The sequence below is a fragment of the Pseudoalteromonas sp. 19-MNA-CIBAN-0066 genome (assembly GCF_040308705.1).
Classification (GTDB): domain Bacteria; phylum Pseudomonadota; class Gammaproteobacteria; order Enterobacterales; family Alteromonadaceae; genus Pseudoalteromonas; species Pseudoalteromonas nigrifaciens.
This window is the reverse complement of record NZ_JBEONZ010000012.1, coordinates 46621-72955: the sequence shown is the minus strand read 5'-3', so window position 1 is coordinate 72955 and position 26335 is coordinate 46621. Positions and strand designations below refer to the sequence as shown.

The 26335-nt window shown below is 39.5% G+C and carries 22 protein-coding genes; 8 read left to right on the top strand and 14 right to left on the bottom strand.

The features are described from left to right. Window positions 1-9 precede the first annotated feature (9 nt). The 4 genes from AAEZ18_RS09300 to AAEZ18_RS09285 all read right to left on the bottom strand — a co-directional run bounded on the left by AAEZ18_RS09300 (window position 10) and on the right by AAEZ18_RS09285 (window position 6097). Window positions 10-3069, bottom strand: a complete 3060-nt coding sequence (locus tag AAEZ18_RS09300) for an ATP-binding protein (protein ID WP_350594581.1) — start codon at window positions 3067-3069, stop codon at window positions 10-12. 229 nt (window positions 3070-3298) lie between these two features. Further along, window positions 3299-4507: an ABC transporter permease gene (locus AAEZ18_RS09295; protein ID WP_011328303.1), complete on the bottom strand. Its 1209-nt coding sequence runs from the start codon at window positions 4505-4507 to the stop codon at window positions 3299-3301. After that, the gene (locus tag AAEZ18_RS09290; RefSeq protein ID WP_011328304.1) at window positions 4500-5288 is read right to left on the bottom strand and encodes an ABC transporter ATP-binding protein; all 789 of its coding nucleotides are present in this window, start codon (window positions 5286-5288) and stop codon (window positions 4500-4502) included. The genes AAEZ18_RS09295 and AAEZ18_RS09290 overlap by 8 nt, the downstream gene beginning before the upstream one ends. Continuing rightward, window positions 5285-6097, bottom strand: coding sequence for a DUF3025 domain-containing protein (locus tag AAEZ18_RS09285; protein ID WP_011328305.1), 813 nt, complete (start codon window positions 6095-6097; stop codon window positions 5285-5287). Before AAEZ18_RS09285 ends, AAEZ18_RS09290 begins: the two co-directional genes overlap by 4 nt. 116 nt (window positions 6098-6213) lie before the next feature. On the opposite strand from AAEZ18_RS09285, the gene AAEZ18_RS09280 reads away from it, so the two are divergent. Then, on the top strand, window positions 6214-7839 hold the full coding sequence (locus AAEZ18_RS09280) for a M28 family metallopeptidase (RefSeq protein WP_350594579.1): 1626 nt from the start codon (window positions 6214-6216) through the stop codon (window positions 7837-7839). A gap of 121 nt (window positions 7840-7960) precedes the next feature. After that, window positions 7961-9133: a putative manganese transporter gene (locus AAEZ18_RS09275; protein ID WP_350594577.1), complete on the top strand. Its 1173-nt coding sequence runs from the start codon at window positions 7961-7963 to the stop codon at window positions 9131-9133. 76 nt (window positions 9134-9209) lie between these two features. Here AAEZ18_RS09275 and AAEZ18_RS09270 read toward each other — a convergent pair whose 3' ends face one another. From AAEZ18_RS09270 to seqA, 6 genes are all read right to left on the bottom strand, one after another. Then, on the bottom strand, window positions 9210-10784 hold the full coding sequence (locus tag AAEZ18_RS09270; protein WP_350594574.1) for a dihydrolipoyllysine-residue acetyltransferase: 1575 nt from the start codon (window positions 10782-10784) through the stop codon (window positions 9210-9212). An 8-nt stretch (window positions 10785-10792) separates the two neighbouring features. After that, complete coding sequence (locus tag AAEZ18_RS09265; protein WP_011328309.1) at window positions 10793-11770, bottom strand: alpha-ketoacid dehydrogenase subunit beta; 978 nt, start codon at window positions 11768-11770, stop codon at window positions 10793-10795. After that, on the bottom strand, window positions 11770-12984 hold the full coding sequence (locus AAEZ18_RS09260) for a thiamine pyrophosphate-dependent dehydrogenase E1 component subunit alpha (protein WP_350594572.1): 1215 nt from the start codon (window positions 12982-12984) through the stop codon (window positions 11770-11772). Before AAEZ18_RS09260 ends, AAEZ18_RS09265 begins: the two co-directional genes overlap by 1 nt. Window positions 12985-13248: 264 nt before the next feature. Beyond that, window positions 13249-14304 carry a succinylglutamate desuccinylase gene (gene astE, locus AAEZ18_RS09255; RefSeq protein WP_011328311.1) on the bottom strand — a complete coding sequence of 352 codons (1056 nt, stop codon included), beginning with the start codon at window positions 14302-14304 and terminating at the stop codon, window positions 13249-13251. Between the two features lie 97 nt (window positions 14305-14401). Further along, a complete protein-coding gene (gene pgm, locus AAEZ18_RS09250; protein WP_011328312.1) occupies window positions 14402-16039 on the bottom strand; it encodes a phosphoglucomutase (alpha-D-glucose-1,6-bisphosphate-dependent) in 1638 nt (545 codons plus the stop codon). A 9-nt stretch (window positions 16040-16048) separates the two neighbouring features. Continuing rightward, window positions 16049-16642 (bottom strand): replication initiation negative regulator SeqA, encoded by a 594-nt coding sequence (gene seqA, locus AAEZ18_RS09245; RefSeq protein ID WP_341255254.1) that lies wholly within the window; start codon window positions 16640-16642, stop codon window positions 16049-16051. Between the two features lie 263 nt (window positions 16643-16905). On the opposite strand from seqA, the gene AAEZ18_RS09240 reads away from it, so the two are divergent. The 5 genes from AAEZ18_RS09240 to fur all read left to right on the top strand — a co-directional run bounded on the left by AAEZ18_RS09240 (window position 16906) and on the right by fur (window position 19451). After that, entirely contained in the window at window positions 16906-17673 is a 768-nt protein-coding gene (locus AAEZ18_RS09240; protein ID WP_350594570.1) for an alpha/beta fold hydrolase, read from the top strand. A 95-nt stretch (window positions 17674-17768) separates the two neighbouring features. Beyond that, the gene (locus AAEZ18_RS09235; protein WP_011328315.1) at window positions 17769-17990 is read left to right on the top strand and encodes a DUF2788 domain-containing protein; all 222 of its coding nucleotides are present in this window, start codon (window positions 17769-17771) and stop codon (window positions 17988-17990) included. A gap of 2 nt (window positions 17991-17992) precedes the next feature. Then, window positions 17993-18271 carry a LexA regulated protein gene (gene ybfE / locus AAEZ18_RS09230; RefSeq protein WP_011328316.1) on the top strand — a complete coding sequence of 93 codons (279 nt, stop codon included), beginning with the start codon at window positions 17993-17995 and terminating at the stop codon, window positions 18269-18271. A gap of 12 nt (window positions 18272-18283) precedes the next feature. Further along, window positions 18284-18811: a flavodoxin FldA gene (fldA, locus tag AAEZ18_RS09225; protein ID WP_011328317.1), complete on the top strand. Its 528-nt coding sequence runs from the start codon at window positions 18284-18286 to the stop codon at window positions 18809-18811. A 196-nt stretch (window positions 18812-19007) separates the two neighbouring features. Then, the gene (gene fur / locus AAEZ18_RS09220) at window positions 19008-19451 is read left to right on the top strand and encodes a ferric iron uptake transcriptional regulator (RefSeq protein WP_350594569.1); all 444 of its coding nucleotides are present in this window, start codon (window positions 19008-19010) and stop codon (window positions 19449-19451) included. 113 nt (window positions 19452-19564) lie between these two features. Here fur and glnS read toward each other — a convergent pair whose 3' ends face one another. Next, entirely contained in the window at window positions 19565-21223 is a 1659-nt protein-coding gene (gene glnS / locus AAEZ18_RS09215; RefSeq protein ID WP_011328320.1) for a glutamine--tRNA ligase, read from the bottom strand. A gap of 216 nt (window positions 21224-21439) precedes the next feature. Here glnS and AAEZ18_RS09210 point away from each other — a divergent pair, with 216 nt between their 5' ends. Beyond that, window positions 21440-22510 (top strand): DUF3083 family protein, encoded by a 1071-nt coding sequence (locus tag AAEZ18_RS09210; protein ID WP_011328321.1) that lies wholly within the window; start codon window positions 21440-21442, stop codon window positions 22508-22510. Window positions 22511-22578: 68 nt separating this feature from the next. Here AAEZ18_RS09210 and sucD read toward each other — a convergent pair whose 3' ends face one another. The 3 genes from sucD to odhB all read right to left on the bottom strand — a co-directional run bounded on the left by sucD (window position 22579) and on the right by odhB (window position 26333). Next, window positions 22579-23451: a succinate--CoA ligase subunit alpha gene (sucD, locus tag AAEZ18_RS09205; protein ID WP_011328322.1), complete on the bottom strand. Its 873-nt coding sequence runs from the start codon at window positions 23449-23451 to the stop codon at window positions 22579-22581. Next, window positions 23451-24617 (bottom strand): ADP-forming succinate--CoA ligase subunit beta, encoded by a 1167-nt coding sequence (gene sucC, locus AAEZ18_RS09200; protein ID WP_011328323.1) that lies wholly within the window; start codon window positions 24615-24617, stop codon window positions 23451-23453. Before sucC ends, sucD begins: the two co-directional genes overlap by 1 nt. Window positions 24618-24794: 177 nt before the next feature. Then, complete coding sequence (gene odhB / locus AAEZ18_RS09195; RefSeq protein WP_011328324.1) at window positions 24795-26333, bottom strand: 2-oxoglutarate dehydrogenase complex dihydrolipoyllysine-residue succinyltransferase; 1539 nt, start codon at window positions 26331-26333, stop codon at window positions 24795-24797. Window positions 26334-26335 lie beyond the last annotated feature (2 nt).

Here is a 26335-nt window from a genome sequence, read left to right as displayed (position 1 = left end):
GCTTTAGTGTTAACTCAACCACGTAATAAGCTTGTCTTTTAACGTTTGCGGCTTAATTGGTTTAGTAATGTAGTCGTTCATACCGGCCGTTAAACAACGCTCTCTGTCGCCTTCCATTGCACTTGCTGTCATCGCAATGATAGGCACATGAATATATTCTATTCCGGCTTTGGCGTTTCTAATTTCGCTGGTGGTATCGTAGCCGTTTAAATTAGGCATTTGGCAATCCATTAAAATAACGTTAAAAGGTTGCTGTTTATTGCTCTTTAACGCCTCTAAAGCTTCAAGACCGTCAGATGCACAGGTGATTTTAACTTTAGTGTGCTTTAAAATCGCTTTAGCCACTTCTATGTTGATCATATTATCGTCAACTAAAAGTACATGATAAGCTGATAAGTCTGCATCTACAGGCTCTTCAATTAAGCTCTTTGGTGGGGTAATAACAAACTCGCTACTGGCACCAAATAAACTCGCTAATTTGTAACTAAACTCATCTTGGGTAAGCGGTTTATTTAAAATATGTAGATGATCAGGAAATACTTTTTTCGATTGTTTGTTCATCACCATATCACGCAAAATTAGTACATATTTTTTATCGTACTGTTTGCAAAAGCTAATCAGGGCATTAACTTGTGGATGGTCGTCGTCAATAATTAATAAGTCCGCTTCAAACTCATCATGCTCACTAAAGTAATCTAACCTAACAATATTACTTTTATCTACTTTGCATGTTTGCAGTAATAAATCACACACATTGTTATACACATTATCGCGAGCAATTAATGCAGCAACATCAATACTGGTAGCAAGCTCAATGCCGGTATTTAGCTTTTTCTGGGGTGCTACATGCAGCTCAACGGTTGCAGTAAAAGTGCTCCCTACCCCTTTTTCGCTTGTTAGCGATATATTACCACCCATTAATTGCGCTAGCTTTTTACAAATTGATAAACCCAAGCCGGTACCGCCAAAATGGCGTGTGGTGCTTGAATCTTCTTGGGTAAACACTTCAAATAGTTTATCTATATTTTCAGCTGCTATGCCAATTCCAGTGTCTTTAACCGCAAAACTCATCTGTAATTTAGTATCGGTAATGTATTTAGAGCCTATGGTTAAGCTAACTTCACCTTTGTGAGTAAACTTAAAAGCATTATTAACCAAATTAATTAAAATTTGCTTAAGGCGATGGCTGTCACCTACGACCATACGATCAACAATATTGTGGGTGTGTAAAAATACTTCAAGTCCTTTGCGTTGCCCTTGTAGCGCTAATGAGTTAATCATATCGCTGCACACAGTAACAACATCAAAGCTGTGATTATCAATATCGAGCTTACCCGCTTCTATTTTTGAAAAATCTAAAATATCATTAATTAAATTCATTAAAGAATTAGCACTGCTATTTGCAAGTTTTAAATAATGATGCTGTTGCTCTGATAAGCCATCTTCTTTAAGCATTTCTAGCATGCCTAATACCCCGTTCATAGGGGTGCGTATTTCGTGAGAAATATTAGCTACAAAGTCACTTTTAGCTTGGCTTGCTGCTAATGCTTCATCTATTGCGCGTTCAAGCTCTCGGGTTCTTTGCGAAACTTTAAGCTCTAAAGTGGTATTAACTCCCTCTAGTTCAGCTTGAATATTTTTAAGCGAACTTATGTCTCTTAAAATAGCCGCAACTTGATAACGCTCATTAAACACATCATAAATACTGCTGAGGGTTATTGAGTAGTAGTATTTATTGCCCGAACTGTCGGTGTGCATGGCTTCAAAGGGCATTTTAGAGCCATTTTTAATGGTTTCTCTTATGCATTGCTCATCTTCTTTATTTAAAGTAAATAAAGAAATAAAATTTACGTTATCACTCTCTAGTATATCGCCAAACACTTGTTTAGCGGTGTTATTAAATTGCACCACTTTACCCGACTCTGAAATGCTAAAAATAGCATCTAAGGAGTTTTCTATTACTGTGTTATTTTGCTCTTTTAACGAGTGAATAAGTAACTTTCGGTTTATAAAGCGCTGATACAGCATGGTCATAACTAAAAACACACCAAAAAATACAGCTAATGTAGTAATAAAGCTTTGGCGTCTCTCGCTCACTTTTGCTAATAATGTTTGCGTATCTACACTCACAGCAAGCTCGAGTGGCAGCATGGCAATATCATTACCAAAATAAATACGCTTTTGCAGTGTGTATTGTTGTGGGTAGTTATTTAACGGCAGCGTTTTGTCTGCAGCCATATTTTGCGCGCCAACAGACTCTTGCTCCCAGGTTCTGCTTTTATTAAACTCAAACCCAAAGCGCAGCTCTGGGTTTGGATGATATAAAAACTCACCTTGGTTATTCATTAAATAAATTGCAGTGCCTTGCGGAGACTCAAAAGTGAGGCTTTTAAATAATTGTTCTGCATAATAATTCGTAACTAAAACCGCAGAAACCTGTTTGTTTTTGTCAAATACAGGTTTTGCTACCCGAAAGGTACTGATATAAGGCTGCTGAATTTTACCATTTTCACGGTTGTAATTTATTGGTGAAATATAAACAGTGTGCTCATCAAGCATACTGGTTTTAATAACGTAATCTCGTTGGCCTTTTTGTTGTAATTGCTCGCCTTCGAGTATGGTAATTTTGCCTTGCTCGGTCCGATCAACCCTTACGACTTCTTGCCCGCCTTCTGCTAGCATTATATAACGCGCTTGTAATATGCTTTCGTCGGTGCGCATAAAGCCAGAAAATATACTCGCTAAGCGATTTTTCCAAATAGCCATAGGCGTTGCAGATGCTGGATCTGACAATTGATTTTCACTAGCGCGTGATATTGCTTTTATAGGTGGGGTTGCATCTAAAAATCGAATGGCGTTAACGCTGTCGGTAAAGTGTTTTTTTAACGATAATGTTTTAGTTTCGAGTTCACGTTTTAGCTCTATTTGCGCCGTGTGATAAATTTCACTTCTTACTTTTTGCTCAAATATATACATTGAAGGCAACGCAATGATCATAAAAATCATTACGGCAAAAAGTATTAGCTTATTACTTTTTGCAACTCTAGATAAAAAATTTCGTTTTAACATTTACTATTACCTACACTATAGTACTTACATAAGTAGTCTAGATTGAGAAACAATAAACCTCAAAATTAATTACTTACCTCTTTTATTTGCAATAAAGAGTGCCAAATTATGAAGTGTATTCTACCACTACCATTGCTCTTAATGAAATAAACTAAACGCTATTTATATTTGTTTATAAATGAAAAAGGCAGCGAGTGCTGCCTTCAAAACTTAAAGCTTTGTCTATTAACTATCTAAATAACACATCTTCGCGGTTAAACCATTTAACGCAAAAAGCTAATAAAATACCGGCAATAATAGCTGTAGCTAAAAATATTAGCCCTATTAGCGTGTAATCTACTGTGCCTTTAACTATTTCTTTTATTGCTAACGCTACATTAGTGACAGGAATAAACGCTGTTTTAACAGTGAGTTCCACATTTGGCATTAAGGCAATTATTACCGGAAAAATAACGCCCAGAGATAACGGTGTCATGTAGTTTTGCGCTTCTTTAAAGGTACGTGCGTAAATTGAAATAGCTAACGCTAGCGCAGAAAATATAGCCGCCAGTGGTAACAGTAATACAAAAATCATTAATAAATCAGAAACGGCTAAGCTACTAAATGCAACTTTAATAAATTCAAGATCCGCAAAAGTAATCGCCAAGGCTATCCACACTCCCATACTCAGCACAGTAATGGTTGTAGAGGCAATCGAAGTAGTTAAAAGGGTAATAAATTTACCTAAAACAAGTTGTGTACGAGTGATAGGTGTTAACAATAATGTCTCTAGGGTGCCACGTTCTTTTTCGCCTGCTCCTAAGTCAATGGCAGGATAAGTTGCTCCCATTAATACTAAAGGTACTAATAAGTACGGTAAAAACCCACCTATTTTTTCACCTAGGTTTTCACGTTTGTCGGCGGTATCTACTTTTACAACTTCAATTGGTTCAAGTATTGCTTTTTGCGTTGCTTCGTCAATGCCAAAACTAAGCAGCTTTTGTACTTGTAACGCATCGCTGTATTCTTGCGCTAGCTCTTTCACCCGCTGAAACAAAAAGTTAATAGACTTAGCGTCGTTAAACACTACCTGCCATTTGCTTTGCTGTGCATTATTTAACGTTTGCTGTGCATTGCTTGGTAAATAAATGCCCATATCAATATCGCCAGCAATCACTGCGGCTTTAAGCTGTGCAACACTATTAAAGGTTTTAGTGCCTTTATACTGCTCAAAACTTTTATGGTAAAACACTTTGTCGGTAAACTCTGGCGCATAGTCGCCGTTTACAATAGCGTAGGTATTTACTTTTTGCTCTGCATCCATAGCTGCTTGTGCGCTAATAAAGGCAACAACGGCAAAAATAAGTGGGAACACTGCAACTGGCACAGCCACTACAAATATGAGCGTTTTTTTATCGCGTAGTAACTCTCTTAATTCCTTTTTAAATACTTCAAACATCACGTTTCTCCGTTAATATGTTCATAAACGCTTGGTTAAGTTCTTCACTGTTACCTGTTTGTTTAAACTCTTCTACAGTGCCATCAAAACAGCTTACGCCTTCGTTAATCACTGCTACGCGGTCGCACAGTAAAGCAACTTCATCTAGGTGGTGCGTTGAAAAAACAACCGGTGTGCCTTGCGCTTTTAAACCTTTTATAAAGTTAATTACCGTTTGTGTGGTCATAATATCTAACCCGGTCGTTGGCTCATCTAAAACCACTACAGCAGGATAATGCACTACTGCGCGGGCAATATTGGCTTTTTGTTTCATTCCGGTTGAGAGGTTTTCTGCACGCTTATCTATAAATTTATGCATATCGAGCAAGGTAAATAGCTCTTCGCAGCGTGTTGCAATATCTTTTTTGCTCATGCCATGGAGTTTTGCAAAATATTCGATGTTTTCTTTTACGGTTAAACGCCCGTATAAGCCGGTTGAACCCGATAGAAACCCAATCGATTTACGCCCCAGCAATGGCTTTTTTATTATGTCGTTACCGGCAATGGTAATACTGCCGGCATCGGGTTTTAAGGCAGTAGAAATCATTCTTAACGTGGTGGTTTTACCTGCGCCATTTGGTCCTAGCAGTCCAAGTACTTCGCCTTTTGCACAACGAAAGCTAACATCTCTAACTGAATGAAAATAATCTTTATCTTCGCGCGGGTCTATTTCATCTACTTTGTTTTTTTTATGATCTTTAGTTAGCTTAAATTTCTTTTTAAGGCCAATAACTTCTATCATGTTCGTATCCTTCGTTTTTCTCTAAAGTAATCCGTATTATTATAAAATGTGTCGTCGGTGTTGTCCTCATGCCACCCCGGAACACCTAGTAGTGGTAAAGGTGAAAGGAGTTTATTGTCGGCTAAACACTGATCGGTTTTTATCATCTCATAAAGTCTTTGATCTAGGTACTGGTATTGGGTAACTAAATCTTTACAAAATATTTCATCGGGTACAGTTACAAACAACGCTTTACCCGTTAAACCAATATAGGGTTTAGTTAGCATTTCGTAATTTGCATGGCCAAACATAAATGGTTTGATGGTTTTTCCCCACTGCGCTCTATGCTCAACAAACGCTGTTTTCCATTGATGATCGCGCAACCACTGTTGCCATTGGGTATTGCTAATAGCCAGTACAACACCGCATTCGTCAAATAAGGTTAGGGCATTGCGATGTTTGGTACGCTGCTTTGTGCCATGTACTGCAATATCTGCTACGTGGCGTTGATTAATGAGCGCTTTGGTTTTAGGAAATAAACACCAAATAAAGCCACCAAATAAGTCGTGCCAATTTTCTGTACGCGTAGGCACCTGCCCTGTTTCAAAAATAACTTGCTCGTAATAACGCTCAGCAAAATCTATTTTTGCATCATCGACAAAGCTAATAGCCAAGTTATTGGCATTAATTGCGTTTAAGTGTGGGCTAAACCAGCTAGGCAGAGGCCAATTTTTTTGCTCATGTATATTAAACAACGTGCGCAAATGCTCAAAAGCGCCGCTTTGTAAGCAGCTTGGCTGAAATTCTTCTGGGGGAGTAAAACGCTTCATTATTATTTGTACTTACTAGTTTATACCTTAAATTTTGTAACAGTTTACCGCAAAAACTGGTTCTAATTAATAGAACTTCATATACTGGGTTATCTTAAAACAAAAATAGAGCCAATATGAAACGTTATTTCTCTCTTACCCTTATCACTGCTGCCGTATTAGCGGGCTGCGCTACAACAAGTATTACCTCCGATGATGTAACTAAGGGCTACAATAGTATTCAAGCTGATGAAATTGCTAAGCATGTAAAAGTGTTAGCATCGGATGAATTTGGTGGCCGTGCCCCTTCATCGCCAGGCGAAAAGCTAACGCTTGATTACCTAACAGCGCAATTTAAAGCCTTGGGTTTAAAGCCCGGTAATGGCAATAGCTTTTTACAAGAAGTTCCGCTGGTTTCGCTTGAAGCAGACTCAGACATGGTATTAAAAATTGGTGGTAAAAACTACCAATACAAAACAGACATGGTAATGGGCAGTAGTCGCATTAGCGAAAACCAAGCAATTGAAAACTCTGAGCTCGTATTTGTTGGTTACGGCGTTAATGCACCAGAGTATAACTGGAACGATTACGAAGGCTTAGATGTTAAAGGCAAAACGGTAGTAATGCTGGTAAACGATCCGGGCTTTGCAACTAAAAACCCTGATTTATTCACTGGCGATGCCATGACCTATTATGGCCGTTGGACTTATAAATACGAAGAAGCGAGTCGTCAAGGTGCAGCGGGCGCAATTATTATTCACGAAACAGCACCAGCTTCATACCCTTGGTCTGTAGTAGAAAACTCGTGGAGTGGTGAGCAGTTTGGTTTTCAAAAAGAAAACAACAATATGGACCGTGTAGCCGTTGAAGGCTGGGTAACAACAGACGTAGCCAAAGAGCTGTTTAATAAAGCAGGGCTTGATTTTGATACACTAAAAGCCAATGCTGCAAAAGGCGCTTACCACGTTGATATGGGCGATTTGACTGCCTCTATAAAGATAAAAAACACCATTAAAAAGTCTATCTCGTATAACTTTATTGCCACTTTACCGGGCAGTGAAAAACCAGATGAACATGTTATTTATTCTGCACATTGGGATCACTTAGGCACTGATAAAAACCGCAAAGGGGATCAAATTTTTAATGGCGCGCACGATAATGCTACCGGTACGGCTGGTTTAATTGAAGTGGCTGAAGCCTTTACTAAATTACCTAAGCACCCTAGCCGTTCAATGACCTTTTTAGCGGTAACCGCTGAAGAGCAAGGCTTATTAGGATCAAAATATTATGCAGCTAACCCTGTTATTGCTGCCAATAAAACCGTTGCTAACATTAATATGGACAGCTTAAATTTATTAGGCAAAGTAAAAGATATTAGCGTGGTAGGTATTGGTAAATCACAAATGGATGATTTATTAACAACGGTTGCGCTTGAGCAAGACAGAACAATATCTGGCGATCCTAATCCTTCTTCGGGTGGTTACTATCGCTCTGATCACTTTGCTTTTGCAAACATGGGCATTCCAGCCATGTACGCAGGTGGTGGCACGCAAGCCTTTGACGAAGAAACTGCAAACTACCGTAAGCGTATGAGCTTAGTACTACGTGGTTGTTATCATCAACCATGCGATCGCTACCGTGATGAATGGGATTTATCGGGCGCGGTGCAAGACCTACAATTATTTTATAAAGTAGGTTTTAATATTTCTGAGCAAGAGCAATGGCCAACGTGGAACACTAACTCTGAGTTCCAACGTAAGTAATTTAATCTTATCTAATCGAAAAACTCAAATAGAGTAATCGATATAATTGCACTCAAATGATATTGATTATCATTTGAGTGCAATGTAAAGTGTAGCTTAGTTACTTACTAGGCCACACTTTATGCAATTACTCTCACATAGTGGATTTATAACAGCCAATTCAAAACGCTTTATGGGTCAAAACAAACGCTTATTATTACCACTCTTTATATTAGTGTGTTTAGCCCTACCTAATTTACGCGCTATTACTATTACTGCACTCAGTGACGCATTTTTTCAGGTCAGTGTTTTTGTAGCAGCTACCTTACTAATTTACTACTATGCCATAGCACGTTTACCACAATTAGAGCTTAGTTATTTAAGCGCTAAGTCGCCTATTTTAGAAGTTGCTTTTGCATCTATACTAGGTGCATTACCAGGCTGTGGTGGTGCAATTATTGTTGTTACCCAATTTACAAAAGGCCAAGCCAGTTTTGGCGCTATTGTCGCGGTTTTAGCTGCAACAATGGGTGATGCGGCATTTTTACTACTTGCTACTCGCCCTACTGAAGGGGTAATTATTATGGGTATTGGCTTGGTTGTAGGAACTTTAAGCGGGTTGATAGTAAATGCTATTCATAAAAAAGACTTTTTGCGACCACTCCCACAACAGCATAAACAACAGGTTATACAGCTACCAACAGCTATTATTAAAATATCTAAGCCGGTATGGATGGTTGCTATTGTTCCAAGCTTAATTATTGCTTTGTTAATTGCGTTTAATGTTGATTTTAACAAGTGGGATACTAATATACCTAACATTATTAGCTCTTTTGGCGCTGCAATGGCACTGTTTATTGTCAGTATTTGGGCGTATTCGTCTAAAGGAGAGAGCTATAAAGAAGTCACCGCAGAAGACGATGCATGTAAGCGTAATCCTCCCTCTAATATTACCAAGGTATTACAAGACACTCACTTTGTAACTGCGTGGGTCGTTGTGTCATTTATGTTATTTGAAATATTAGTAAATGTGGCAGGACTTGATTTAAAAGCATGGTTTTTACACTATGCGTATTTAGCACCACTTATAGCGGTATTAATCGGTTTTTTACCCGGTTGCGGGCCACAAATAATTGTTACCACTTTGTACATTCAAGGTATTATTCCATTTAGTGCTTTAACTGCAAATGCTATTTCTAACGATGGCGATGCGCTGTTTCCTGCCATAGCAATGGCACCAAAAGCCGCGCTCATAGCAACTTTTTATACTGCAATACCGGCTTTAGCCGTGGGTTATGGTTTATATTTTTGGTGAGTAAATAATACTTTTAAATACAGTAAACAAAAAACCAGCCGAAGCTGGTTTTTTTAATAACAATAAGCGCGTATGTTTAGCTCATCGCCATCATCATTACCGATGGGTTTTCTAGGTACGATTTCCAAAGGTTATTAAAACGAGCAATAGTGCCGCCATCAATCACGCGATGATCGCCAGACCAGCTCACCTGCATTATAGCTTTGCTTACCACTTGGCCGTTTTCATCAAAACGCGGTAAGTGCTGTAATTTACCCAAAGCAACAATAGCCACCTCTGGTTTATTAATAATAGGCGTCGCAATAGTGCCGCCAATTGCACCAATATTTGAAATACTAATAGTACCGCCTTTCAAATCATCTGGCGCAACACGACCTTCTCGCGCTGAGTCGGTTAAACGGGTTAAATCGTTTGCAACTTCTACAATACTTTTGCTCTGACACGACTTAATATTAGGCACTAATAAACCTATTTTTGAGTCAACTGCAATTCCAATATTATGATCGTTATAATAGGTAAGCTCGCTGCACTCATCATTTACTTTAGAGTTAAGTACTGGGTACTCTTTCATTGCAAGCGATAATGCTTTAACAAAAAACGGCATCATGGTTAGTTTAATATCTTGCGCTTTATACTGCTCTTTTAAACTAGAGCGAAGCGCAATTAGCTTAGTTAAGTCTACTTCATCACTAAAGGTAAAGTGTGGAATGGTCGAAACCGACGCCACCATTTGTTTAGCCATTGCCGCTTTTATGCCTTTAATTGGCTCTACACGTGTACCACCTGAGTGTGTAGCTGATGTTCTTTGCTCATTGCCACTGTGCAATGGTGAGGTATCGATAGTGTTAGGAACTTCGCCTTTTACAAACTCTTCTATGTCTTGTTTATAAATACGGCCATTTTTACCACTGCCCGGTACACAGGTTAAATCAACATCAAGCTCGCGTGCTTTACGACGAACCGCTGGCGATGCAACTGCTTTTTTATTCACAATTTTAGTTGTTTGCTCAGCTTTAATAGCCGCTGGTTTATCTGCTGCATTAGTTTGTGCTTTTACCACTGCTTGATTTATATCTGCATCGGCTTTAGCTGTGCGCCCTGCTACCGTCATTTGAAATAACGGGCTGTGCACTTTGGCTATTTCACCTTTTTGATAATACAGCTTATTTACAACACCAGTATATTTTGCCGGTATTTGTACCAAGGCTTTGTCTGTCATTACATCACAAACCGCTTGATCCTCAACTATTTCTTCACCTTCGGCAACTAACCAGTCAACAATTTCACACTCAACAATACCTTCGCCTATATCTGGCAAAATAAAATCTTCTAAGTGCTCGCTGCTATTATTACTGACAACCGTTTGAGCTGCTTTTTCAGGTGCTGCATCAGCTTCTTCGCTAACTGCTTCACCACTTACATTCATAGCAAATAATGGCCCATGAACCTTGGCAATTTCACCTTTTTGATAATAAAGCTTGGTAATTACCCCATCATGTACAGCGGGTATTTGCACTAATGCCTTGTCTGTCATTACATCACAAATAGGCTGATCTTCAGCCACAGTGTCACCTTCTGCCACAAGCCATTCAACAACTTCGCATTCAACTATGCCTTCACCAATATCGGGTAATATAAAATCTTTAGCCATGGTATCCCCTAAAAATCCATTGATTGTTTAATTGCGGCCAATACTTTTAATGCATCCGGTACATATTCTTTTTCAAGCGCTAACGGATACGGCGTATCTAAGCCACACACGCGCATAATTGGCGATTCTAAATGTAGGAAACATTCTTGACCAATGGTTGCCGCTATTTCTGCACCAAAGCCATTAGTAATTGGCGCTTCGTGGCTAACAATCAAGCGTCCAGTTTTAGTCACCGACTGTGCAATTGCCTCTACATCCCATGGTAAAATACTGCGTAAATCAATTACTTCGCAGCTAATGCCTTGTTCACTTGCTTGTTTGGCGGCGTCTTCTATTATTTCCATTTGCGCGCCCCACGCAAGTAAGGTCACGTCTGTACCTTGCTGTACTACCTCGGCTTTTCCAAGCTCAATGGTGTAATCTTCTTCTGGCACTTCGCCGATTGATGCGCGATATAAGCGTTTTGGTTCAAAAAACAATACCGGGTTGTCATCTTTGATTGCCGCGCGTAATAAGCCTTTTGCTTGGTACGGGTTACGCGGCACAATCACTTTTAAGCCTGGTGTATGTGCAAAGTAAGCCTCGGGTGATTGTGAATGATACAAGCCCCCTGCAATTCCGCCGCCGTAAGGTGTACGAATAGTTAAATTACCCACATTAAACTCATTACCACTGCGGTAGCGAAATTTAGCTGATTCATTAACTATTTGGTCAAAGGCTGGAAATATATAATCTGCAAACTGAATTTCTGCCAGCGCTGGAGCGCCAAAAGCCGCTAAACCATTCGCAAAACCTAAAATACCTTGCTCTGTAAGCGGGGTATTAAATACACGGTGTTTACCGTACTTTTCTTGTAAGCCTGAAGTTGCTCTAAATACACCACCAAAGTAACCCACATCTTCGCCAAAAATACAGGCTTGTGGATGCTCTGCCATAGTAATGTCAAGTGCAGAGTTAATTGCGTGTAGCATGTTCATTTTAGCCATTACTTAATTCTCCCTGCTGTAACTGGGTAGGCATCTGGATGCAGTTTTATATGCGCTTTTAGTTGCTCATATTGGCGTTGCAATGATGGAATTGGGGTATCGTAAACATCTGATATTAATTCTTCTAAAGCTGGCTTTGCCACTACTTCGGCACGTTTTAGCGCAGCTAAAATTTCTTCACGAATTGATTCTTTAGCTTTTACATCGTCGGCTTCGTTTAGCCAGTCTTGCTTAATTAGCCATTTTCTAAACTTGTCGATTGGGCATATTTGATGATTAGCTTCTTCATCTTTAGAGCGATAACCACTTGGATCGTCTGAGGTCGAATGCGCACCTAAGCGATAAGCAATTGATTCAATTAAAATTGGCTCGCCTGTGCTCACTGCAATTTCACGGGCTTTTTTAGTTGCCGCATACACTGCAAGGGCATCTGTGCCATCAACACGAATTGTTTTAATACCGTAACCAACGCCACGAGAAGCAATGCCGTCACCTTTAAACTGCTCATCTGCAGGGGTCGAAATAGCATAACCATTATTACGGGCAAAAAATATTACCGGCGCTTGATGCACTGCGGCCATATTTACACCGGCATGAAAGTCCCCTTCAGACGCTGCGCCTTCACCAAAATAACAAATAGTGATGTTATCTATAGTGCTGGCAAGCTCACCTGTTTTAGCATCTATATGTTTAATTTTTTGACCATAAGCGTAGCCAGTCGCTTGTGGAATTTGTGTTCCTAATGGCGATGATATGGTCATATAGTTTAATGCTTTAGAACCATAATGAATCGGCATTTGGCGGCCTTTGCCTAAATCCAGTTCATTAGAAAACATTTGGTTCATAAACTGATCAAGCGTAAAACCACGATAGTGAAGAGCCGCTTGTTCACGGTACTGAGCCATAATCATATCATTTTGATCAAGCGCAGCTGCAGAGGCTGTTACTGCAGCTTCTTCACCTAAACATTGCATATAAAAGCTAATGCGGCCTTGGCGCTGAGCACCTTGCATGCGCTCATCTAACAAACGTATAAAGCGCATGGTTTCGTATAATTTAATTGCGGTATGTTTTGAAATGTCGGGTGCGGTTGCACCTGGATGAATCTCGCCGTCCTCAGTTAAAATACTAAGGGTTGGAATAGTTAACGCATTGCCATCGATAAACTCAAGCTTATGGTTAATATTCAGCGATACGTTATTTGGATTACTCATAACCTACCTTCTTTTGTTGTCGATAAAACAGTGCCCATTAAATTATTATTGTGGGTTGATTGCTGCGAATAAACTTTGCAACATCTGCACTGTCTTTAATTAAAGCTGCCGACACTTTACGTTAACGTAAAGTGATATTCAACAAATCTGTGACGAAACAAAACTAAATAGTGAGTATAAAAATGGCAAGTTAACTATACAGATATTTTACTATTTATTAATCATATAGTTAACTTATTACAACAAGTGGTCTGATCAGCTATTTTAAATAAAATTACTGTCTATCGCCATTGGCACAACGGTTAACAGCGCTCGCTGCCCAATAGCTACGTTTGCATTGGGGAAAATAATCGCTTCTCCTTGCACATCGGCGTAGTAAGGTGTATCGCCATCAGTAGCTAACAACTCACCCTTGGCAAAACCTGTGAAGTTTTCGGCCTGATCTGAAAATGGAAAACTAAATTCATTCTGCGTTCTATTTATGGTGCGGTGCACAGTAAACAACTCGAATTCATCTGCATTAAATTCTGGATATTCAACCTTATCTTGGCTAATTAATGCAGTGAGTGTTTGTTTGGTTTTTGCAAAGCGGCTCATGTCATTCTCACCAAAGGGCTTAACTTGGCCAAGCTCGACCGTAAACGAATCGGCACCATGCACAAATGATGAATAATAACTAAAGGTGGTTGCTGGGGATTTCATCATTAATACGGTATTTACCCCACAACTTAATAAAAACTGTAATTGCGACTTTTTCCACGGTTTACCATGTAAATAGGGATACACTGCAAACTTTTCGTTTTTAGAGCCACGAATTGCAGTATGTAAATCGTAATGGCAGCGGCTGCTACCTTGCTCGCCTCGGCTAAAAAAGTCACTTACGTACTGCTCTAATTTGGCTGCACGGGTACGTTCGTTATTCATTGGTACGCCGTCTACACTATGGTGGCCATTAAACAACCTGTTAAGGTTTTCTTCTACAAAACGCAAACCAATATTAATTGATTGCGGATTACCAAAAATAAATAAAGCGCGCTGCTTTAAGAGCAGCTCACCGGCGATTATTTGTTTAATTAATTCGTCGCATATTTCGATTGGTGCGGTTTCGTTTCCGTGCACTGCACTTGAGTACACTACGTCTTTGCTTGAAACAGTGGCCGGTTGAAACTCTATAACACCGGTATCATGAATAGTAACTACTGTGCCATTATTGAGGGTGAACTCCCCTGCGGCTAAGTGCCATTCGTTATTGCGGCTTAGCGTTAAAAAGTCGCCAGTTTGTTTTAATTCTTCGATGTAATCTGGAGTAGTGGCTGACATATGGATAAAAGCCCTTTGTAAAATTGAAATTATTATTATGCAATTAAAAACAAAAACGGCTGATTAAATCAGCCGTTTTTAAGTAATATAAGCGATATTAGCTAATAACTGAGTCTACTAGCTTTTTAGCTTCTTTTTCAAGTAGTGCTAAATGCGCTTCACCTTTAAACGACTCAAGGTAAATTTTGTATATATCTTCAGTACCCGATGGACGCGCTGCAAACCAACCACTTTCGGTAACTACTTTTAAACCACCAATTGGCGCATTATTACCTGGCGCATGGGTTAGCTTTTGTAAAATAGGTTCACCTGCGAGTGTATCGGCTTTAACGTCGTCGGCACTGAGGGCTTTTAAACGCGATTTTTGCGTGCTTGTAGCCGGTGCGTCTATACGTTTATAAAGCGGCGAGCCAAATTCTTGCTCTAACTCTTTATAAAGAGCAGACGGTGTTTTACCGGTAACAGCAAGTATTTCGGCCGCTAATAAGCCCATAATAAAGCCATCTTTGTCGGTACACCAAACACTGCCATCAAAACGTAAAAATGCGGCGCCAGCACTTTCTTCGCCGCCAAAGGCTAACTTGCCTTTATTTAACCCTTCAACAAACCATTTAAAGCCAACCGGTACTTCTTTTACTTTACGGCCATTACGCTCAGTAACTTTGTCGATCATGGAGCTGGAAACTAACGTTTTGCCAATTTGCACATTTGCGTTCCAGTCTCGATTTTTAAGCAAATAATCAATCGCAACCGCTAAAAAGTGATTAGGGTTCATTAAACCATCTGGCGTTACTATGCCATGGCGGTCGTAATCTGGATCGTTACCAATGGCAATATCAAAATCATCTTTAAGCGCAATAAGGTTGGCCATTGAATAAGGTGACGAGCAATCCATACGAATTTTGCCATCTTTATCAAGTGGCATAAATGCAAAACGAGGATCAACAACATCATTTACAACGCTAATGTCTAAATTATATTTTTTAGCGATAACCGGCCAAAAATTAATGCCTGAGCCGCCCAGCGGATCAACGCCAATTTTAATACCCGCTTCGCTAATCGCTTTTAAATTAACAATATTTTCTAGATCATTAATATACGGGGTCATTAAATCTTGGTATTTAATAAACCCTGAGCGCGAGGCTTTAGCAAACGGAAATAATTCCACTTCAACTAAGTCCTCTAGTAATAACTGATTAGCTCTGTCTTCTATCCATTTAGTCACGTCGGTATCGGCAGGCCCGCCATCGGGTGGGTTGTATTTAAACCCGCCATCCTCTGGTGGGTTATGCGAAGGCGTAACTACAATACCGTCGGCTAATTCATTTGGGTGCAGCTTGTTGTAACTTACAATAGCGTGGCTAATTACCGGTGTTGGAGTAAAGTCACCATCGTCTTGGGTGATCACTTGCACTTCGTTGGCTACTAATACTTCTATTGCCGAATTAAAGGCCGCTTCACTTAAAGCGTGGGTGTCTTTTCCTAAAAATAACGGGCCAAAAATATCGTTTTGTTTTCTGTAGTCACAAATAGCTTGAGTAATAGAGAGTATGTGCGACTCGTTAAATTTAACATCGTAGGAGCAACCACGATGCCCTGATGTACCAAATGCAACACAATGCTCTGGATTCTGCTCAAGGTCTGGCTCATTTAAATAATACGCAGAGACTAATTTAGGTACATTTATTAATACCGATTGTGGAGCTGGTTTGCCCGCACCTGGATGAATAGCCATAGTATTTCCTTACAGGTAGTCGCGAATTTTTTCAGCTTGTTCTGTGCTATAACCTAAACACAAAGCAACTTCATGAAGCATCATTTTTTTACGTGTAGTGTTAGAGTTTGTCATTACCCAGTACTCACTGTCGGTGATGTTTTTAGGGTTCATACTGCTACCACTATTAACTAAGTCTTCTTTGCTAGTAGCAAAGTAAACGCGATCACGGCCTTTGATATCTAATACGGCGCGAAAGTCAGTTTTATGGGTACGGTAAAATGCACTTAAAATAAATAAAAACCGACCCACAACGCCTTTCTGCATTGCCAACTCTTCTTTATTTAATACATTAAATACATTCGCATTTTTTTGCTGCACAGACTTCTCAGCTACTGCACTTGGCTTAGCAGCAAGCGCAGGTGTTTGCTCTGCTACAGGGGGAATTTTAGGCAAGGTAGTTGTTGTTTGATTATTTTGATTAAGCTCTACGTTTGCGGTCTGAATTTTTTCGCCGCTCAGATTTAATAAACGACGTAAAATAGTGGATGCGCTCTCACCAATACTTTGCGTATTGCTGGCAATATACTGATATAACTCGTCGTCTATGTCGATTTGTTTCATGTTCTTCCTGTCATTACGGCCACATTTTTCTTTCCGTGTGATTATACCCAAACCAGTTAGAAATGCGAGTTACAACAAACCCCGCTGTAAACATATATTTTAAATTACTTATGTGCGCTATTTAAATTACTATTTAGCACGATTAAATAGCTAAATATTGTTGATAAAACAGGCTACAGCCCAATATTATATTTTGTGACTGTATTTTTTGCTTTTTAAGCAAATGCTCGTCACACTATGGCGAATTTTACACTGAGGCTAATATGCAGTTAAATTATAAGCAACAAGGGCAAGGCCCACATGTTATTTTAATTCATGGGCTTTTTGGATCATTAGAGAACTTAAACGTGATCGCAAAACCCCTTAGTGAATTTTATACCGTAACCAATGTCGATTTACGTAACCATGGCAAATCGCCCCATAGCGATACAATGACTTATGCGGCAATGGCCCAAGATATTATTGAATTATTAACGCATTTGAACATAGATAAAGCGCACATTATAGGCCACTCTATGGGCGGAAAAGTAGCAATGGAATTGGCATTAACCCATCCAGAGCACGTTAATAAATTAATTGTGCTTGATATAGCACCTGTTAGTTACCCTGCTCGTCACACTAAAATTATTCAAGCGCTTAAAGCGGTTGCAAACGAATCTATTACAGATAGAAAGCATGCCGATGCAATTATGCAGCCTTTTATAGACGAGATGGGTGTGCGTCAGTTTTTATTAAAAAGCTTAGCTAAAAACGATGAAGGCAATTTTGCATGGCGGTTTAATTTATTGAGTCTTGATAAAAATTATTCGATAATTACCGACAATGTTAATGAAAACAATTCTTGTTTGTGCGACACTCTATTTATTAAAGGTAATGATTCTGACTATATATTAGCTGAGCATAGAGCGGCTATTAATGCGCGCTTTAGTAATGCCCGTGCCAAAATAATTCACGGTGCTGGCCACTGGTTGCATGCGCAAAAGCCATTAGCAGTGAATAAAGCAATAAATGACTTTTTAACTGCGATTTAAACTCATTTTAATCGCCTGTTTTTGATTTTGCGTACTAAAAAGTCGTATATTTATATGCTATAGTATGCGCCGTTTAATTTAAAGGTTACACGTTGATGGTCAGTCAGTTAATTAACGAATTTGATACCTTAGGGTTGTATTTTGGCTTAGCCGGTATTTTTATATTTATCGGTATGGCAATTAAAGACGTACTAAAAAGCGGCAATGTACCCAAGTTTGGTCGTTACATTGTTTGGGCTGTACTCTTTTTAGGGTGTTCTGGCTTTATTGCTAAAGGACTTATTCAAGTATTTTGGCAAGGCGCAGGTGTAGGTTAAGCATGGCCAAGTCAGAAACAGATAGAACAACGCTCGATTTATTTGAATACGAAAAACGCCCAGGCAGACCTAAAACCAATCCCCTTCCACGGGATATGCAGTTAAAGGTTAATAAACGTAATCAAATAAAAAGAGATAAAGCACGTGGTTTAAAGCGTGTTGAATTTAAAGTTTCTTCACAGTTATATCAGGCACTTAGTGATATGGCAGATGCACAAAATATTAGCCGCAGTGTGTTGATTGAAACAATTTTACAAGAAAGATTGGCTATTGATAGATAAAAGGTTTAATCCATGGCAAGTGTAGGCATTTTTTTCGGAAGTGACACAGGTAATACAGAACACGTAGCAAAAATGATCCAAAAAGAATTGGGTAAAAAGCTCGTAGCTGTACATGATATTGCAAAAAGCTCTAAAGAAGAGATTGCGGAATTTGATTTAATCTTATTTGGTATTCCTACTTGGTATTATGGCGAAGCGCAATGTGATTGGGATGATTTTTTTCCTGAGCTTGAAGAAGTAGACTTTGAAGGTAAGCTGGTTGCTATTTTTGGTTGTGGTGACCAAGAAGACTACGCAGAGTACTTTTTAGATGCAATGGGCATGATTAACGATATAGTTACTGAACGTGGTGCTATTGTGGTTGGTCATTGGCCAAGTGAAAGTTATAACTTTGAAGCATCTAAAGGTATTGCTGATGACAAACATTTTGTTGGTTTAGGTATCGATGAAGACCGTCAACCAGAACTTACTGAGCAGCGTGTTAAAGCCTGGTCTGCCCAAGTTTATGAAGAAATGTGTTTAAGCGAACTTGCTGATTAACTTTATTTTTTCTTGGTTTTTGCTTAAATTAGTAGCAATATATTAGTAAATGCGTTTTTATCGGTATTTATTAGCTTTGACCTTTGCACTTAGTAGCTAGGCACGTTACCCTTACCGGTTGATGTGTCGTGTACATCTATTCGTGTACATCCTTGCAAGGTGTCTAGTATAACCAAACAAAATTGAGACAGATTTAATGACTGATCATAATTTGGAATTAAAAAAAGCCGGTTTAAAGGTTACTTTACCGCGAATTAAGATTTTAGAGATTTTACAATCACCTGATAACCAGCATATTAGTGCTGAGGATGTTTATAGAATTCTTCTAGATTTGGGTGAAGAAATCGGTCTTGCAACTGTATATCGCGTACTTAATCAATTTGATGACGCTGGTATTGTTACTCGCCATCACTTTGAAGGTGGTAAATCAGTATTTGAACTTGCAACCAGCACTCACCATGACCACTTAGTATGTCTAAAATGTGGTAAAGTGGTTGAGTTTGAAGATGATGTTATTGAACGTCGCCAACTTGAAGTTGCTGAAAGAAATGGTATTAAATTAACCAATCATTCTTTATATTTGTATGGTGAATGCGAAGACAAAGAAGCGTGCAAAAATTTTGCTAATAATATAAGTTAAGCTTGTATTATAAACAAAAAAAACCTGCTTAATGCAGGTTTTTTTGTCAGTAAAATTCCCAGTACTCATTACTAACACTTCCTAGGTAATAATGAGTACAGAGGCGTTAACCTTTACTGGGTTTTTGACCATGAGTCACGCAGACCCACTGTTTGATTAAATACTATGTTTTTCGCTTTTGAATCTCGCGAAAAATAGCCAGTACGTTCAAACTGAAAACCTTGCTCGGCTGCTGAATTAGCCAACGATGGCTCTAACTTAGCATTCGTTAAAATAACTAATGAGTCAGGGTTTAAGGTGCTTTCAAACTCATCGGCTGCTGCTGGGTTTGGTACGCTAAATAAACGGTCATACAAACGTACTTCTGCTGTAATCGCTTCACTTGCCGATACCCAATGAATAACCCCTTTAACTTTACGACCATCACTTGGGTTTTTACCTAGCGTTTCTGGATCATAAGTACAGTAAATAGTGGTAATTTCACCGTTTTCGTCTTTTTCAACACGCTGTGCTTTAATAACATAAGCACCACGTAAGCGTACTTCTTTATCAAGTACTAAACGTTTGAACTTGTTATTAGCTTCTTCTTTAAAGTCTTCACGTTCAATATAAATTTCACGTGTAAATGGCACATCACGACGACCCATTTCTTCTTTATTTGGGTGATTAGCCACAGATAAGGTTTCTACTTTATCTGCATCGTAGTTTTCAATAACGATTTTAACGGGATCAAGTACCGCCATTGCACGTGGTGCATTTTCGTTAAGATCTTCACGAATACAGGCTTCAAGCATGCCCATTTCAACCATGTTTTCTTGTTTGGTTACACCAATACGTAAGCAGAACTCACGAATGGAGGCTGGGGTATAACCACGACGACGTAAGCCTGCAATCGTAGGCATACGTGGATCATCCCACCCTTCTACATGATTATTCACTACTAAGTCGCTGAGCTTACGCTTAGACATAATAGTGTACTCTAGGTTTAAGCGTGAAAACTCAATTTGTTGTGGATGACACTCTAAACTGATGTTATCAAGTACCCAGTCATATAAACGACGGTTATCTTGAAACTCCAGTGTACACAATGAATGAGTAATACCTTCTAGCGCATCAGAAATACAGTGAGTAAAGTCGTACATTGGGTAAATGCACCACTTATCTGCAGTTTGATGATGATGAGCAAAGCGTACACGATAAATAATAGGATCGCGAAGCACCATAAATGAGCTTGCCATATCAATTTTAGCGCGCAGTACACACTCGCCTTCTTTAAACTCGCCATTACGCATTTTTTCAAATAACGCGAGATTCTCATCACTTGCTGTATCGCGGTATGGGCTGTTTTTACCCGGCTCTTTTAATGTGCCACGGTATTCACGGGCTTGATCTGCCGTTAAAAAGCACACATACGCTAAGCCTTTATTTATTAGCTCAACTGCATAATCGTATAATATATCGAAGTAATTAGACGAGTATTTAATTTCGCCATCCCAATTAAAGCCTAACCACTGCACGTCTTCTTTAATAGAATTAACGTAGTTAATATCTTCTTTTTCTGGGTTTGTATCGTCAAAGCGTAAGTTACATAAACCGTTATAGTCTTTTGCGATGCCAAAATTTAAACAAATTGATTTTGCATGGCCAATGTGTAAAAAACCATTTGGTTCGGGTGGAAAACGAGTATGCGTAGACGCATGCTTTCCACTTGCTAAATCTTGGTCAATGCGGGTTCTAATAAAATTACTTGGGCGATTCTCGATTTCCGCCATAGGAGTATGATCCTCAAAATAGTGCGTGATAACAAAACTAATGCATTATTACAAAAACATACACTAACATACAGCAATAGATTAAGGTTTATTTTAGATCTTGGTTAACTTTAATTCAGTAACGAGTCAGTTAATGAATAAACTTTGTTTTAGCGCAATAATAACGTCATCAAAGGCCATTATAGTAAGCAAATAACCTGACTTAAAGGAACCATGATGGCTATACAAAATCAACACCGTGTTTATATTCCAACCAATGCCCGTACCAATCACTACCTTTTAGCTGAAATAACCCCTACCACTGATTTTTATAAAAGCTTTAGTAATATTAACTGTTGTTATGAGCGTATAGCACGTGAGCTTTTTTCTTGCTGTGATGAGCTTGGCTTACACAATGTGCATTTATTAGCGAACGACAAACTACCTGTAGTACGCTTTAACGATGAGTCGTATCAGCTTGAAACGAATAAACAAATGTTGTTTTTTTATAACCCTCGCTACCACGAAGCACATAAAGCGTACTACACTGAAAATATAGCCAGTAAAAAAATCAGGCTGTTATTTTTAGCAACCGGTGACGATCTGCGTGCAAATTCAGCACTGTTTCATAGCAAAGTACAAAAGGTATTAAATAATTTACAACAGCAGTTATTTTTAGAACAACCACTGTTTAAACTGCGCGATCATCAACATTTAACCTATGACTTATTTGCTAAAGATAAAGGCAATAAACAAACCTACGGTTATAAACTGCGTAGCCTCTACCCTCGCTACCAGTCAAGGCAGTGTAATATTCCCAGTGATCATGCCCAAATGAGCTATGCAACCTTCGCTATTCCAGTGTCACGAGCAATCAAAACGCAATTTCAAACACAAATAAATAATCGTGATTTTAAGCAATTTTATACATACTTTACCGATTTATTTACCCAAATTTGTAATACCAATAAGTTAACCCACGGGGCTATGGTTGCTAATGGCGCTATACCTATTATTCGTAATAGCAGCATTGATAAAAATGACGGTAATCAAGAATTACAAAAGTTAAGCTTTGACATAGAGACTGATCAAGTGCAAATTAAAGCGCTATTTAATGAAGATAAATTAGTAGAAACACTGCATTTTGTAGTGGTAGCTGCGCAGCATAATAATAATGAAATGGGCTATGGGCGGTTTATGAATCAAGTAGAGAAAACGATTCATACTTTGTGCGATGAGTTAGCTATAAATAAACAACGCCAAGATTTATCAGTGCGGTTTTATCAGCATATAAGCTACCTATACTAAGTGTAAAAGTAAAAGTGCAGATAACAAAAAGGCTCGCATTAGCGAGCCTTTTTAGAGTAAAAAAGCGATTACCAGCCTGTTTTCTCTTTAAGTGCTTTACCGATATCAGCAAGTGAACGTACAGTTTTTACGCCCGCAGCTTCTAGTGCAGCAAATTTCTCATCAGCAGTACCTTTACCACCGGCAATGATTGCGCCAGCGTGACCCATACGCTTACCTTCTGGTGCAGTAACACCAGCAATGTAAGATACTACAGGTTTAGTAACGTGTGCTTTGATGTACTCTGCAGCTTCTTCTTCTGCAGTACCACCAATTTCACCGATCATTACGATCGCTTCAGTTTGTGGATCTTTTTCGAACATTTCTAAAACGTCGATAAAGTTAGTACCTGGAATTGGGTCGCCACCAATACCAACACATGTAGACTGACCAAAACCAGCATCAGTAGTTTGCTTAACTGCTTCGTACGTTAATGTACCAGAGCGAGAAACAATACCTACTTTACCAGGTTTGTGGATATGACCAGGCATGATACCAATCTTAGTTTCACCAGGAGTAATAACACCTGGGCAGTTAGGACCGATCATACGTGTACCTGTTTGATCTAGTTTGATTTTAACATCAACCATATCAAGTGTAGGAATACCTTCAGTAATACAAACAATCAGCTCGATGCCTGCATCGATTGCTTCTAAGATTGCATCTTTACAAAAAGGTGCTGGTACATAGATAACAGACGCAGTTGCGCCAGTTTCTTGTACTGCTTCACGCACTGTATTGAATACAGGAAGACCAAGGTGCGTTTGACCGCCTTTACCTGGGCTTACGCCACCAACCATTTGTGTACCGTACTCAAGCGCTTGCTCTGAGTGGAAAGTACCTTGGCCACCGGTGAAACCTTGACAGATAACTTTTGTATCTTTATTGATTAATACAGACATTATTTGCCCTCCGCAGCAGCAACTACTTTTTCAGCTGCGTCTGTTAGTGATTCAGCAGCGATGATGTCTAGACCAGAGTTTTTAAGAACTTCACGGCCTAGTTCAGCGTTAGTACCTTCTAAACGTACAACTACTGGTACGTTTACGCCTACTTCTTTAACTGCGCCAATGATGCCTTCAGCAATCATGTCACAACGTACAATACCGCCAAAGATGTTAACTAAAACAGCTTTAACATTATCATCAGAAAGAATGATTTTGAATGCTTCAGAAACACGTTCTTTAGTCGCGCCGCCGCCAACATCTAGGAAGTTAGCCGGTTTGCCACCGTGTAGATTTACGATGTCCATAGTACCCATTGCTAGGCCTGCACCGTTAACCATACAACCAACGTTGCCATCTAGCGCTACGTAGTTAAGCTCAAAGCTTGCTGCATGTGCTTCACGTGAATCTTCTTGTGAAGGATCGTGGAATTCACGGATTTTAGGTTGACGGTAAAGTGCATTACCATCGATACCGATTTTGCCGTCAAGACAGTGAAGGTTACCTTCGTCTGTGATCACAAGCGGGTTGATTTCAAGTAATGCGAAATCAAAATCAGTGAACATTTTACCAAGACCCATAAAGATCTTAACAAACTGTTTCATTTGTACTGGGTTAAGACCCAATTTGAAACCTAGTTCACGTGCTTGATAAGCTTGAGGACCTACTAATGGGTCGATCTCAGCTTTGTGGATAAGCTCAGGTGTTTCTTCAGCAACAGTTTCAATTTCAACGCCGCCTTCAGTAGACGCCATGAAAACAACTTTGCGAGATGCACGGTCAACAACTGCACCTAGGTACAATTCGTTGGCGATGTCAGTACAGCTTTCTACTAAAATTTTAGCAACTGGCTGGCCTTTCTCGTCTGTTTGGTAAGTAACTAGGTTTTTACCTAACCAGTTAGCTGCAAACGCTTTAACTTCGTCGATAGTTTTTACTAGCTTTACACCGCCAGCTTTACCACGTCCACCTGCGTGAACCTGAGTTTTAACAACCCACATATCGCCGCCAATTTTTTCAGCAGCAGCTGCAGCTTCTTCAGGTGTATCGCAAGCGTAACCTGTAGAAACTGGTAAACCATATTCGGCAAAAAGTTGTTTTGCCTGATACTCATGCAAATTCATGATGCTTTATCCAAATTTTTATACTAAAAGAGCCGAATATTTTTTCAAATAAACAACTATCCCAAATTGCGACCATAGTATAGATCCCAAGGCTTAACATGAAAACCCCAGTATGACCAAAGGCGCAAAAAAAAAGCTGTGAATGTTCATTCACAGCTTACATTTCATACAACTAAATTAAACATCCAGTAATAAGCGTGTTGGATCTTCAAGTAACTCTTTAATTGTTACTAAGAAGCCAACAGATTCTTTGCCATCAATGATGCGGTGGTCATAAGAAAGTGCTAAATACATCATAGGAAGTATTTCTACTTTACCGTTTACAGCCATTGGACGATCTTGGATTTTATGCATACCCAAAATTGAAGACTGCGGTAAATTAATGATAGGAGTAGATAGTAAAGAACCAAATACACCGCCATTTGTAATAGTGAAGTTACCACCCGTCATATCATCAAGTGTTAGCTTACCATCACGACCTTTTAGTGCTAGCTCACGAATACCTTTTTCGATTTCTGCAACTGATAACTTGTCACAATCTTTAAGTACTGGCGTTACTAGACCACGAGGTGTAGATACAGCGATGCTGATGTCGAAGTAGTTGTGATAAACAATATCGTCACCATCAATTGATGCATTTACATCTGGGAAGCGCTTAAGTGCTTCAGTAACCGCTTTCACGTAGAAAGACATGAAACCTAAACGAATACCGTGGCGCTTTTCAAACACTTCTTGATACTGCTTACGAAGGCTCATGATAGGTTCCATGTTCACTTCGTTGAATGTTGTTAACATTGCAGTTGAGTTTTTCGCTTCAAGTAAGCGCTTAGCAATTGTTTTACGTAAACGCGTCATAGGAACACGTTTTTGTGTACGATCGCCCATTGCTGCTGCAGGTGCCGCCGCTGGTGCTGCTTTTGCCGCTGGTGCAGGTGCTTTTAAGAAAGTATCTACGTCTTCTTTAGTTACACGACCGTTTTTACCCGTGCCTTTAATTTTTGCAGCGTCTAGGCCTTTTTCAGCAATTAAACGACGTACTGAAGGTGTTAACACATCAGAGCTGTCGTTTGACTCACTTGCTGCTGGTGCAGCTGCGTCTGCTTTTTTAGCTGGTGCTGCTGGAGCGCCGCCCGCTTTAACCGAGCCAATTACTTGCTCGCCTAATACAGTGTCGCCTTCGCCGTGGATTATTTCACCCATGATACCGTCTTCTTGAGCAACAACCTCAAGTACCACTTTATCAGTTTCAATATCTACTAAGTTTTGATCGCGAGTTACTGCGTCGCCTGCTTGTACATGCCATGTAGCAATTGTTGCGTCTGCAACTGATTCTGGAAGTACAGGAACTTTAATATCCACTTCTTTACCTTCTGATGCTGGTGCTGATTGCGCCGCTGGCGCGTCTTCTGATTTAGTTGCTGCAGATTCTTCAGTTGAAGAGTCTTCTTTTGGTGCATCTTCACTTGCTGGTGCTGCATCAGCATCGCCAAGTAAACCGATAACTTGATCGCCAAGTACCGTAGCGCCTTCTTCTTGTGTAATTTCAGTAATCACACCGTCATGTTGCGCAACAACTTCTAAAACCACTTTATCTGTTTCAATGTCTACTAAGTTTTGGTCGCGAGTTACTTTGTCGCCAACACTTACATGCCATGTAGCAACGGTAGCATCTGCAACCGACTCAGGAAGAACAGGAACTTTAATTTCTGTGCTCATTG

What these genes read in the sequence shown, in the direction of transcription:
- AAEZ18_RS09300 (WP_350594581.1), bottom strand. Translation starts at nt 3,069, where the DNA reads ATGTTAAAACGAAATTTTTTATCTAGAGTTGCAAAAAGTAATAAGCTA.
- AAEZ18_RS09295 (WP_011328303.1), bottom strand. Translation starts at nt 4,507, where the DNA reads ATGTTTGAAGTATTTAAAAAGGAATTAAGAGAGTTACTACGCGATAAA.
- AAEZ18_RS09290 (WP_011328304.1), bottom strand. Translation starts at nt 5,288, where the DNA reads ATGATAGAAGTTATTGGCCTTAAAAAGAAATTTAAGCTAACTAAAGAT.
- AAEZ18_RS09285 (WP_011328305.1), bottom strand. Translation starts at nt 6,097, where the DNA reads ATGAAGCGTTTTACTCCCCCAGAAGAATTTCAGCCAAGCTGCTTACAA.
- AAEZ18_RS09280 (WP_350594579.1), top strand. Translation starts at nt 6,214, where the DNA reads ATGAAACGTTATTTCTCTCTTACCCTTATCACTGCTGCCGTATTAGCG.
- AAEZ18_RS09275 (WP_350594577.1), top strand. Translation starts at nt 7,961, where the DNA reads ATGCAATTACTCTCACATAGTGGATTTATAACAGCCAATTCAAAACGC.
- AAEZ18_RS09270 (WP_350594574.1), bottom strand. Translation starts at nt 10,784, where the DNA reads ATGGCTAAAGATTTTATATTACCCGATATTGGTGAAGGCATAGTTGAA.
- AAEZ18_RS09265 (WP_011328309.1), bottom strand. Translation starts at nt 11,770, where the DNA reads ATGGCTAAAATGAACATGCTACACGCAATTAACTCTGCACTTGACATT.
- AAEZ18_RS09260 (WP_350594572.1), bottom strand. Translation starts at nt 12,984, where the DNA reads ATGAGTAATCCAAATAACGTATCGCTGAATATTAACCATAAGCTTGAG.
- astE (WP_011328311.1), bottom strand. Translation starts at nt 14,304, where the DNA reads ATGTCAGCCACTACTCCAGATTACATCGAAGAATTAAAACAAACTGGC.
- pgm (WP_011328312.1), bottom strand. Translation starts at nt 16,039, where the DNA reads ATGGCTATTCATCCAGGTGCGGGCAAACCAGCTCCACAATCGGTATTA.
- seqA (WP_341255254.1), bottom strand. Translation starts at nt 16,642, where the DNA reads ATGAAACAAATCGACATAGACGACGAGTTATATCAGTATATTGCCAGC.
- AAEZ18_RS09240 (WP_350594570.1), top strand. Translation starts at nt 16,906, where the DNA reads ATGCAGTTAAATTATAAGCAACAAGGGCAAGGCCCACATGTTATTTTA.
- AAEZ18_RS09235 (WP_011328315.1), top strand. Translation starts at nt 17,769, where the DNA reads ATGGTCAGTCAGTTAATTAACGAATTTGATACCTTAGGGTTGTATTTT.
- ybfE (WP_011328316.1), top strand. Translation starts at nt 17,993, where the DNA reads ATGGCCAAGTCAGAAACAGATAGAACAACGCTCGATTTATTTGAATAC.
- fldA (WP_011328317.1), top strand. Translation starts at nt 18,284, where the DNA reads ATGGCAAGTGTAGGCATTTTTTTCGGAAGTGACACAGGTAATACAGAA.
- fur (WP_350594569.1), top strand. Translation starts at nt 19,008, where the DNA reads ATGACTGATCATAATTTGGAATTAAAAAAAGCCGGTTTAAAGGTTACT.
- glnS (WP_011328320.1), bottom strand. Translation starts at nt 21,223, where the DNA reads ATGGCGGAAATCGAGAATCGCCCAAGTAATTTTATTAGAACCCGCATT.
- AAEZ18_RS09210 (WP_011328321.1), top strand. Translation starts at nt 21,440, where the DNA reads ATGGCTATACAAAATCAACACCGTGTTTATATTCCAACCAATGCCCGT.
- sucD (WP_011328322.1), bottom strand. Translation starts at nt 23,451, where the DNA reads ATGTCTGTATTAATCAATAAAGATACAAAAGTTATCTGTCAAGGTTTC.
- sucC (WP_011328323.1), bottom strand. Translation starts at nt 24,617, where the DNA reads ATGAATTTGCATGAGTATCAGGCAAAACAACTTTTTGCCGAATATGGT.
- odhB (WP_011328324.1), bottom strand. Translation starts at nt 26,333, where the DNA reads ATGAGCACAGAAATTAAAGTTCCTGTTCTTCCTGAGTCGGTTGCAGAT.